General features: G+C 75.6%; 7 protein-coding genes. All 7 read right to left on the reverse strand.

The annotated features are described in order from the left end of the window. Window positions 1-14 precede the first annotated feature (14 nt). Window positions 15-2,555 (reverse strand): alpha/beta hydrolase-fold protein, encoded by a 2,541-nt coding sequence (locus ACFRCR_RS12480; RefSeq protein WP_377677916.1) that lies wholly within the window; start codon window positions 2,553-2,555, stop codon window positions 15-17. Between the two features lie 173 nt (window positions 2,556-2,728). After that, window positions 2,729-3,559, reverse strand: a complete 831-nt coding sequence (locus ACFRCR_RS12485; RefSeq protein WP_377677917.1) for an HpcH/HpaI aldolase/citrate lyase family protein — start codon at window positions 3,557-3,559, stop codon at window positions 2,729-2,731. Next, on the reverse strand, window positions 3,556-4,764 hold the full coding sequence (locus ACFRCR_RS12490) for a CaiB/BaiF CoA transferase family protein (RefSeq protein ID WP_377677919.1): 1,209 nt from the start codon (window positions 4,762-4,764) through the stop codon (window positions 3,556-3,558). The genes ACFRCR_RS12485 and ACFRCR_RS12490 overlap by 4 nt, the downstream gene beginning before the upstream one ends. Further along, window positions 4,761-6,887: an SUMF1/EgtB/PvdO family nonheme iron enzyme gene (locus ACFRCR_RS12495; RefSeq protein ID WP_377677921.1), complete on the reverse strand. Its 2,127-nt coding sequence runs from the start codon at window positions 6,885-6,887 to the stop codon at window positions 4,761-4,763. Before ACFRCR_RS12495 ends, ACFRCR_RS12490 begins: the two co-directional genes overlap by 4 nt. Beyond that, window positions 6,884-7,885 (reverse strand): ribokinase, encoded by a 1,002-nt coding sequence (locus ACFRCR_RS12500; RefSeq protein WP_377677923.1) that lies wholly within the window; start codon window positions 7,883-7,885, stop codon window positions 6,884-6,886. The genes ACFRCR_RS12495 and ACFRCR_RS12500 overlap by 4 nt, the downstream gene beginning before the upstream one ends. Beyond that, window positions 7,882-9,276, reverse strand: a complete 1,395-nt coding sequence (locus tag ACFRCR_RS12505; protein ID WP_377677925.1) for an ADP-ribosylglycohydrolase family protein — start codon at window positions 9,274-9,276, stop codon at window positions 7,882-7,884. The genes ACFRCR_RS12500 and ACFRCR_RS12505 overlap by 4 nt, the downstream gene beginning before the upstream one ends. Beyond that, on the reverse strand, window positions 9,273-10,451 hold the full coding sequence (locus ACFRCR_RS12510; protein ID WP_377677926.1) for an ADP-ribosylglycohydrolase family protein: 1,179 nt from the start codon (window positions 10,449-10,451) through the stop codon (window positions 9,273-9,275). Before ACFRCR_RS12510 ends, ACFRCR_RS12505 begins: the two co-directional genes overlap by 4 nt. Window positions 10,452-10,533 lie beyond the last annotated feature (82 nt).

Here is a 10,533-nt window from a genome sequence, read left to right on the forward strand (position 1 = left end):
GGCGCCCAGAACCGTCAGGCCCCGCAGTCCGTCGCCGCGTACGGCGCGAGGACCTCGACCGGCCCCGACGGCTCGAGCACGGTGACCGTCGCCACCCCCGCCTCGATCGCGGGCAGCCGCGAGGAGAACGTCTGCTGCGCGCTCTTCCCGGCCCCGACGGCCGTGAACTTCTTGCTCCCGAACGGCGTCGACACCGCGACGTCCACGGGGTGGTCGCCGCCGTTGAGGGCTCGCACCGAGACCTGCGCCCTGCCCCCGACGCAGCGCGCCGTCGCCTCGACGCCGACCTCGGTCGAAGGCACCGACGGCCCGGTCGCGAAGTCGACCCGGGTCACGAACACGTCCCCGGCCCCGGCGTTCACCGAGCCGAAAGGCGCCCCGAACGTCAGACCGCTCAACCACGCGCCGTCCACGCCGGGGGCCGCCGCGGCGAACAGGTTCGCGTCGTCCCACTCGTCGGCTCCGTCGCGCTCGCGCGTCCCGAGCTGGGTCACGGCCCCGGGCGTGCCGTCGGCCGCGAGCGCCAGCGTGAAGACGTCCACGCCGCCGACCGGCGTGCCGAGCGCCCCGTACGTCGTGCCCACGACGAGCACGGTGCCGTCGGCACCGGCGACACCGGTCACCCCGCGGTCGTCGGTCACGGTCCCGGTCTGCGTCGTCCACAGGACCTCGCCGCGCGCGTCGAACGCCCGCGCGAACACGTCGTTGTCCCCGGCGGAGTCCCCGCCGAGCGCCCCGCGCGTGTGCCCCACGGCGACGACCGAGCCGTCTGCGCGCGCCACGAGCCCGCTCACCTGGTCGTTGGCCGACGTCGCGACCCCTCGCATCCAGGAGAGCGAGCCCGCGCCGTCGTACCGCGCGACCCAGCCGTCGTTGGCGCCGGCGGCCTGGGCGCCGGGCATGCCCTGCCCCGCGACCCCGCCCACGTACACGGAACCGTCCGGGCCGGGCGCGACCGCGAGCGCCTTGTCCTCGCCCGGCCCGCCGACCTGGCGCAGCCACAGGAGCTCGCCGCCGGCCGACACGCGCCCGACGATCGCGTCCTTGTCCCCCGCGCTCTTCCCACCGGGGACGGTCCCGCTCGTGTACCCGGCGACGTAGGCGCCGCCCGCTCCGTCGGGCGCGACGGCGTAGAAGCGGTCGGCCGCGGCGGGGTCGCCCGTCTGGAGGGTCCAGGCGCGCTCGCCCGTGGCGGTCACGGCCGCGACGAACCCGTCGTCGCGCGTCGTGCCCGGGTGCTTCCCGTCGAGGTCGCCCTTGGTGTACCCGGCGACGAGCGTCGTCCCGGCCCGTCCGGCGACCACGCCGTACGCGCGCTCGTCAGCGGCCGTCGCGATCGGGTGCTGCCACAGCGTCGCACCGTCCGCGTCGCGGCGGGCGAGCACGACGTCGAGGCCACCCGCGGGCTGGGACCCGGCCCACGCCCCGGCGAGGTCGAGCGCGACGGTCGTGCCGCCGTCGGGCGTGGCGAGGACGCCACCCGCGCGGTCGTCGCCCGCGGAGCCGAGCAGCTCGGCGTCCCACGGCACGGTGGGCTCGGTGCGCAGGCGCGAGGAGACGTCGACGATCGCCTCGCGGAACGCGGGCTGCCAGACGTCCCAGTCGTGGCCGCCGTCCATGACCCGCAGCTCGGCCGTCACTCCCGGCACGCGGCGCGCGGTGTTGTAGAGCCGGGCGGACTCGAAGTCGATGTCGTGGCTGGCCTCCGCGGGGTCCGGGTTGGCCCACTCGTCGTCGCCGACCGCGACGAACAGGTGCACGGGCAGGGCCGGGTCGAGCGCGGCGAGGGCTGCCGGGTAGGACAGCTCGGTGTACCGCTCGGGCGAGAACAGCTCGTGCCCGACGCCGTAGCCCCCGTGGTCACGGACGGAGGAGTCCGCGGGGGGCTGGGGGACGTACACCGCGGGGCTCAGCACGATGCCGGCCGAGAACTCGTCCTGGTGCGCGAGGGTCAGGCGCAGCGCGCCCGCCCCTCCCATGGAGTAGCCGCCGACGGCGCGCGCCTCCCGGTCGGCGACGGTCCGGTAGGTCGCGTCGACGTGCCCGACCAGGTCGCGCGTGAGCGCGGTCTCGACCTGGAAGCCTGCACCGGTGCCGCCGCCGGGTCCACCACCGTCAGCGCCCTCGTAGGCCGAGTCCGTGTACCAGCTCCCCCGGTCGTTCCAGGGAGCATCGGGCATGACCACGACCAAGGGCTGGATCGCCTCGGTGCCGATGAGCTCGTCGAGGTCGGTCGCGACGCGCTGCCACGCGGCCTGCGTGTCGCCGCGCCCGTGCAGCAGGTAGACGGTCGGGTACCGCTGCTCGGCGTCCTCGTCGTAGCCCGGCGGCAGGTACACCGTGTAGTCGACGGCGCCGCCCGCGCCGAGCGCCTCCGAGGGCGCGCTGCCGGGCACGAGCGTGCCCTGCTCGGCGGCGGCGACGGGCCCGGCCACGGCGAGCGGGAGCCCGACGACGGCGCCGCCCGCTCCCACCACCCCGGCCAGGAGGGCGGCGATCCGTCGTCGCGAGCGAGGGACGCGCGGTGGTGTCGTCGGGAGGGGCACTGTGGTCATCGTTCTCTCCTTCGAGAAGCGTGATCAGGCGGTTCGTCGGTGCGTGCGGGTGGATCGGTGCGTGCCGGTGGATCGATTCGTGCGGGTACCTCGGTCCGTGCGGGTCGAGCGGGTGGAGCAGACGGGGCACGCCCGCGCGCCGGTGCGCGAGCGGCCCCCGGGAGAGCCGACCCTCAGGCCGTCGACTCCCCCACGACCGCGAGGACCGAGCGCGCGCGCTCGACCATCGCGACGTCGAGGAACGTGCCGTCGGGGAGCGCGATCGCCCCGACCCCGCGCGCGGCCGCGGTGCCGACGCGGTCGAGCACCTCGCGCGCCCGCGACACCTCGTCAGTGGTCGGGAGGAACGCCTCGCGGATGGGGTCGAGCTGGACGGGGTGGATCGCGGTGCGCCCCAGGAAGCCGAGCGCACGACCTGCGCGGCACGAGGCCACGAGCCCGTCGAGATCCTTGACGTGCGTGTACGCCGACATCGACGGCGACGGCAGCCCGGCGGCCCGCGCCGCGACCACGAGGCGGCTGCGCACCCAGGCCAGCGCGCCGTCGTCGTCCACGCGCAGGTCCGAGCGCAGGTCGGCCTCGCCCAGGCCGACCGACGCGACCTGGGGCGAGGCGCACGCGATCTCGAACGCGCGCTCGACCCCGAGCGCCGACTCGACCAGCAGGTGCAGGTCGCGCCCGGGCAGCGCGGCCGCGAGGTCGCGGACCTCGTCGGCCGACTCGACCTTGGGCACGCGAGCCCCCACGGCGCGGGGCAGCATCGCGACCGCCGCGACGTCGTCGGCGTGCCAAGGTGTCCCGCGCTGGTTGACGCGGACCTGGACCCGGCGCGTGACCTCGGCCAGCAGCGCGACGGCCGAGGTGCGCGCAGACGCCTTGGCCGCCGGGGCGACGGCGTCCTCGAGGTCGACGATCACGACGTCGGCGGACGTCGCGAACGCCTTGGCGACGCGGTCGGGCCGGTCTCCCGGGGCGTAGAGCAGCGTGAGCGGCGGGGTGCTCATACGGCCCCCGCCTCCCGCAGCGCGGCGACGCGCTCGGCGTCGAAGCCCAGCTCGCCCAGCACCTCGTCGGTGTCGGCGCCGTGCGCGCGGCCCGTGAACCCGATGACGCCGTCGTGGGCGGAGAGCCTGAACAGCGGGCCCTGCATGAGCATGGGACCGAGCTCGGGGTCCTCGATCTCGTGGAGCGTGCCGAGCGCCTGGAACTGCGGGTCGCCCACGATGTCCTGCGCGTCGTAGATGGGCGCGACCGCGGCCTGCGCCTCCTCGAACGCCGCCACGACCTCGTCGCGCGTGCGCTGCGCAATCCACCCGCCCACGGCCGCGTCGAGCTCGTCGGCGTGCTGGGCCCGCTCGGCCCCCACCGCGAACCACGGCTCGTCGATGACCTCGGGGTGCCCCACGAGGCGCATGACGCGCTCCGCGATCGACTGCGCCGACGTCGAGACCGCGACCCACTGGCCGTCGCTCGTGCGGTACGTGTTGCGCGGCGCGTTGTTCGCCGAGCGGTTGCCCGTGCGCGGCTGCACGGTCCGCAGCTGGTCCCAGCGCGTGATCTGCGGCCCGAGCATCGCGAGGATCGGCTCGATGATCGCGGTGTCGACGACCTGGCCGCGGCCCGTGCGCTCGCGGCTCTGGAGCGCGACCATGACCGCGAACGCGGTCGCGAGCGACGCGACGCCGTCCGCGAGGCCGAACGGAGGCAGGGTCGGCGGGCCGTCCGCCTCGCCCGTCATGGCCGCGAACCCGCTCATGGCCTCGGCGAGCGTGCCGAACCCGGGGCGCGACCGGTACGGCCCCACCTGCCCGAACCCGCTGATGCGCGCGAGCACGAGGCGAGGGTTGTGCGCCGAGAGCTCGTCGTAGCCCAGGCCCCAGCGTTCGAGCGTCCCGGGCCGGAAGTTCTCGATCACGACGTCGGCCTCGGCCGCGAGCGCCAGGAACACCTCGCGCCCGCCGTCGCTCGACAGGTTGACGGTCACGGTCCGCTTGTTGCGGCCGAGCGTCTTCCACCAGAGGTTGACGCCGTCCTTGGCGGCGCCGTGCCCGCGTGAGGGGTCGGGCTTGGTGGGGTGCTCGACCTTGATCACGTCGGCGCCCATGTCGCCGAGGTGCATCGCGGCCATGGGGCCTGCGAAGAGCGTCGAGGCGTCGACGACCTTGAGGCCCGCGAGCGCGCCGTCCTGGGGGTCGCGCGAGACCGTCATGCCGTCACCTCGTCCACGGTCCACGCGCACCGGAAGCCGATGCTCGCGCTGCGTGCCAGCCCCAGGCCCGGCAGGAGCAGCTTGGCGCTGAACTCGGGGCGCTGGACGCCGCCGTCGAAGTACCACTCGGAGCCGACCGACTCGTGGTCCGAGCCGCCCTTGAGCATGACGTACCGCGTGCGGCCGTCGCTGTGCTCGCTCTCCGTCCAGTTCCACACGACGGGGGCACCGCGCAGCAGTCCGCCCGTCTCGCCCGCGAGCTGCCACTCGTCCTCGCTCGGGAGCCGGCCCCCGCGCCACGCGCTGTAGGCGCGCGCGTCGTCGAGGTCGACGAACGTCACGGGCTCGTCCTCGCGCCCCGCGGGCGGTCGCCCGTCGACCCAGTGCGCGAGGAACCGGTGCCGGGTCGCGGGCCGGTAGCCGGTCGCGTCGAGGAACTGCGCGAACTGCGCGTTGGTCACCTCGGTGGCCGCGACCGCGACGGGCGCGGCGAGCTCGCCGTCGCGCTGGAGCGTGCGCGGGTCGTGCAGGCGCGGCGCGAGGGGCTTCCACTCCTCGACGTACGGCGCGCCCTGGTACATCCCGGTCTCGCGGGCGCGGTAGCGCACGGTGAGGACATAAGGCCCGGCAGGCACGACGACGGCGCTCGCCTCCACGTCCTGGCCCGCCCCGGGGTGGGTCGGTGCGGCGGCGGGCCGGGACGCCGGGGCCTGCGGCACGATCCGGCGCGCGAGGCGGTGCGGGAACCGCGCGTCCGCGCTCGGTGCGTGGCGACGCATCTCCTCGACCAGGCCGGGGAGCCAGGCGGGCTCGTCGGCGCCGGGGGCGACGTGCACGAGCGCCGCGATGCCGCGGCCCGGGACCGTGACGGGTGGAGCGATGGCACCGGCTCCGTCGACGGTGCCACCGGCCTGGGCGACCGGCGAACCGGTCGGGTCGGTGGGGGCGGCAGGGTCCGCCAGGCTGGTCAGGTCGATCAGGCGGCCTGCGGGGGCGTCCGTGAGGACCGGGCCCGTCCAGTCGTCCTCGCCGCGGTTGACGAGCGTCCACAGCGAGACGCCCTCGTGCGAGAACAGCGACGCGTGCACGCCCGCCTCGCGCGCCTCGGGGGCGAGGTCCGTGAGCGGGGTCCAACCGCCGTCGAGCAGCAGGTCCTTGGCGGCGCGCTGGACCGTGACCATGCGGCGCAGGGTCGCGGCGTCGCGCTCGCTCCACCCGACCCACACCCCGAACACGACCTCCCACACCATGACGCCCACGCCGTTGATCCAGGCGGACTGGAGCTCGTCGGTGTGGTCGCGGTTCCAACGACGCACGTGGTGCTGCATGTGGCGGCGCTCGTACCAGTGCGCGCGCAGCACGCCCGGCACGGACGAGTCCGCGAAGAACTGCGCCCACGACGACGAGTGGTCCTCGATGCGCTCGACCGCGAGCTTGGACTCGCCCTCCAGGACGATGCCCGGCCGGGCAGCCTCGAGCCGCTCGACGAGCTCGGGCTCGGCCTTCTTGAGGGTGTCGAGGAAGACGCCGTCCGCGGGGAGGTCCGCGACGACGGCGGCGAGCTCGGACAGGTCGTCCTCGCCGCGGCGCGTACCCGTGTCCCACGGGTTGTAGTCGACGAACACGTGCAGGCCCGCGGCGTGCAGGGTCGCGACCAGGCCGCCCGGCCCCGTGAGGCCCGGGACGTCGCGGTAGAAGTCCCACTGGTTGCGGTCGTCGATCCCGATCACCGGGTATGCGTGCCACAGCACCACGGCGTCGAGGTCCGCGAAGCGCTCGCGCGCGTCGGCCAGGAAGCGCTCGGGCGTGAAGCGGTTCTCCTCGAACGAGTAGAGGAGCTCGTCCCACAGCCAGACCTGCGCGATCGTGAAGCAGCTCGCGGCCCACTCGGCCTGCGGTCGCTCGTAGACGGCGCCCGTGAAGCCGTGGCGTTCGCGCGCGTCGGTGCGCCACGCCTCGAGCCGCTCGCGCCACGCGGCCCACTGCGCGGGGTCGTCGGGCGCGGCGAAGATCTTCGCCTGGTCGAGCGCGGCGAGGTCCTGCCCGCCGAGCGGCCCGTCGAGCGGGACGGACGTGGGGAGGTCGATGGGGCGGGGGACGAGCGGGTCGAACGTGTAGCTCATGGCTGCTGCTCCGGGTGGGCGAAGGTGGCGACCTCGTCGGCCGTGGGCACGGCGTCCTGGGCCCCGGGCCGGGTCACGGCCAGAGCGCCCGCGTACGAGGCGGTCCGAGCGGCGTCCACGAGGGTGGACCCGCCCGCGAGGGCGGCGGCGAGCACGCCGCAGAACGTGTCGCCCGCGCCGGTCGTGTCGACGGCGTCGACGCGCGGGGCCGCGAGGCGGACGGGGGCCGAGCCGCGCTGGGCGACGAGGCACCCGGCACCGCCGAGCGTCACGACGACGGCGGGCACCCTGGCGAGCAGGGTCGCAGCCAGGTGCTCGGCGGCATCGGCCGGGTCGGCTGGGCTGGTGGAGGCGGCCGGGGCGGCTGCGGCACCCCCGGCACCGGCCGGGCCGGTGGCCTCCCCCGCGAGGTCGCGCGCCTCGTGCTCGTTGACGACGAGCAGGTCGAGCGCAGCCCACATCTCGTCGGGCAGGTCCCGGGACGGTGCGGCGTTGAGCGCGAGCACTGCCCCCGGCCGGCGGGCGGCACCCGCGGCGAGGACGACGTCGAGCGGGATCTCGAGCTGCGCCAGGATGACGGCCGCGGCGCCGATCCTCTCGGCCTGCTCGGGGCCGATGCGCACGTGCGCGTTCGCGCCGGGGGCGACGACGATCGCGTTCTCGCCGTCGGGCGAGACCGTGATGAGCGCGGTGCCCGTGGGCGCCGCGGTGCGTCCGACGAGGTCGGTGCGCACCCCTGCGCCGTCGAGCGAGGCGAGCAGCAGCTCGCCCGACTCGTCGCGGCCGAGGGCCCCGACGAACGTCGTGTCGGCGCCGCCCGCCCGGGCCGCGGCGACGGCCTGGTTGGCCCCCTTGCCGCCCGGGCTGCGGCGCAGGTCGCCGCCGAGGATCGTCTCGCCGCCACCGGGGTGTCGGGGGACGTCGACCACGAGGTCGACGTTGGCCGAGCCGACGACGACGACGCTCCCCCGGCGGTGCGTGCTCGGGTCAGGGCTCATGCGCCGGCCCTCGCAGTGTCGGCAGTGTCGGCCGCGGGGACCACGGCTTCCGTGAGCCGCAGCGCGAGCGTCCGCGCGACGAGGTCGTCGATGCGCTGCTCCCCGCCGGGGAGCGAGGTCGCGATGCGGCCGTCGATCGGCGCGGTCCATGCCTGGCCGATCCCGTCGGTCCCGAGCAGGGCCCCGACGACGCCGCCCACGGTCGCGGCGGCCGAGTCGGTGTCCCAGCCCGCGGTGACCGCGATCGAGACGCTCGTCCCGAAGTCCCCTGCACCCTTGGTCAGGGCGTACGCGATCACGGCCGCGTTGTTGAGCACGTGGACCCAGTGCAGGTCCCCGTACGCGGCATGGATCCGGTCGAGGCCGACGCTCACGTCACCCTCCTGCGCGGCCTCGCGGCCCAGGCGCACGGCCGCGGCGATCCGGCTGTCGGGAGGGAGCACGGTCTGGGCCGCGTCGAGCACGTCCTCGACGCTCGCGCAGACCATCGAGGCCGAGGCGAGCGCCGCGGCCCACATCGCACCGTAGACACCGTTGCGCGTGTGGCTCAGGCGCGCGTCGACCCACGCGAGGTACGCCGCGCCCCGGACGTCGCCGGGGGCGACCCACCCGAGCACGTCGGTGCGGATGAGCGCACCGATCCACTCCCGGAACGGGTTCTGGTGCGTCGCGGTCTCGGGCACGGGACGCGCGTCGAGGATGTTGCGGTACGCCGCACGCTCGGCGGTGAACACGCGCCCCGCGGGCAGGTTGTCGAGCCAGAGCTGGGCGACGTCGTCGGTCGTGAAGCCCGTGCCGTGCTTCTCGAGCAGGGCGAGAGCGAGGATCGGGTAGTTGAGGTCGTCGTCCTCGGGCATCCCGTCGATGTTCTCCTCGAGCGAGGTCGGGGCGCTGCGCCGGTTCCAGGGCCAGCGCGCCGCGACGTCGTCGGGCAGCCCGACCGCCGTGAACCACGTGGCGAGGGGCCAGCGGCCCGTGGCCCGCAGGATCTCCTCGATGCCCTGGCGCGGGATCTTCTCGACCGGCTTGCCCAGCAGGCAGCCGGCCGAGCGCCCGGTCCAGGCGCCGTGCACGCGGCGGGCGAGCTCGCCGTCGGGCACCGTGGGGAGAGCCGGGGATGCCGGGAGGAGCGCCGCGATCTGCGCCCACCCGTCCGGCTCCGCCGGGGCCGGCGCCGCGGGCAGGGCGTCGAGCTCGTCGAGGAGCACGCGCGCCAGGGCGCGCAGCGCCGGGGGCGCGGGCACGGGGCCCGCGCCGCTCACGGCCGGGACCGTGTCGCCGCCCGCCGCGGTCCACCGTGCGACGACGCCCGCGACGTCCTTGCCCTCGGCCGTCGACTGGACGAGCTCGTGCGCGAGCAGGTCCTCGGGCTGCGCCCAGGTGAGTCTCACGCCGGGGCTCCCACCGTCGCGGCCTCGATCTCGTCGAGGGCCAGGAGGCGAGCCTTCGCGGCCTCGCGGTCGGCGCGCAGGATGTCGCCCGCGACCTGCCCCATGAGGCGCCCGGTCGCGCGGACGTCGGTGCGGCTCGCGCGCTCGATCTCGTCGAGCCACTCGGCCGGCACGACCTCGGTCCCGCCCAGCCCGGCCGTGATCGCACCCGCCATCACGGCGATCGAGTCGGCGTCACGCCCGTAGTTCACCGCGCCGAGCACCGCGCCGCGGAAGTCGCCGCGGTGACCCAGCACGAAACCGAGCGCCGCGGGCAGCTCCTCGATGGCCTTGGTGCGCGAGGGACGGCGCGCGTCCATCGACATCTGCCGGTACTCGGGGCCCACCGAGTCGAAGGGGGCCACGACCTCGCGGACCTTGCGGGCGAGCGCTCGCTCCTCCTCGTCGGTCGTGGGGACCGTGGTCCAGCCGTCGAACGCGTCGACGACCGCGCGCAGCGCGGCGAGCGTCCCGTCGTGCGCGACGTCGAGCGCGGCGGCCACGACGTCCTCGACGCTCGCTCCGGGCGCGACAGCCGCCGCGACCATGGCCGCGAAGACGCCCGCGGCCTCGCGACCGTAGCTCGCCTGGTGGGCGCCCGTGAGGTCGATCGCCTCGGCGTACGCGCCGCGCGGGTCGCCCGCGTTGGCCAGCCCGACGGGGGCCACGTACATGGCCGCGCCGCAGTTGACGATGTTCCCGACGCCCGCCTCGCGGGGGTCGACGTGCCCGTAGTGCAGCCGGGCGACGATCCACTTCTCCGCGAGGAACACGCGCTGCAGCAGCAGGGCCGTCGACTCGAGCTCGGGGATCCAGCGGGGCTCGCCGATCATGAGCGGGACCAGGTCCTCGGCCACGGCGTACGCGTCGAGGTGCGCCCGGCGCTTGGCGTAGACCTCGACGAGCGCCTGGGTCATGAGGGTGTCGTCCGTGATGTGGCCGTCGCCCTTGTGGTACGGCGCGATGGGGCGGGCGTCCTGCCAGTTCGGGTAGAACGGCCCGACGATGCCCGTGACCCGTCCGCCGTGACGCTCCTCGATCTGCTCCGGGGTCCACCCCTCGGTCGCCCCACCCAGCGCGTCGCCGACGGCTGCGCCGGTGATCACCGCCACTGCCTTCTCGTCCAGCCAGCTCACGAGGTCACTCCCTGTCGTTCGTCGTTCTGCGTCCGGGCGGCTCGAGGCCGCCCGTGGTCGTCGTCCCTGGGGGCGGGCGGGG

The sequence above is a fragment of the Oerskovia sp. NPDC056781 genome (genome assembly GCF_042789955.1).
GTDB classification, from domain to species: domain Bacteria; phylum Actinomycetota; class Actinomycetes; order Actinomycetales; family Cellulomonadaceae; genus Oerskovia; species Oerskovia rustica.

Coding starts and splice junctions, on each gene's coding strand:
- ACFRCR_RS12500 (WP_377677923.1), bottom strand. CDS start 7,885: ATGAGCCCTGACCCGAGCACGCACCGCCGGGGGAGCGTCGTCGTCGTC.
- ACFRCR_RS12495 (WP_377677921.1), bottom strand. CDS start 6,887: ATGAGCTACACGTTCGACCCGCTCGTCCCCCGCCCCATCGACCTCCCC.
- ACFRCR_RS12490 (WP_377677919.1), bottom strand. CDS start 4,764: ATGACGGTCTCGCGCGACCCCCAGGACGGCGCGCTCGCGGGCCTCAAG.
- ACFRCR_RS12480 (WP_377677916.1), bottom strand. CDS start 2,555: ATGACCACAGTGCCCCTCCCGACGACACCACCGCGCGTCCCTCGCTCG.
- ACFRCR_RS12485 (WP_377677917.1), bottom strand. CDS start 3,559: ATGAGCACCCCGCCGCTCACGCTGCTCTACGCCCCGGGAGACCGGCCC.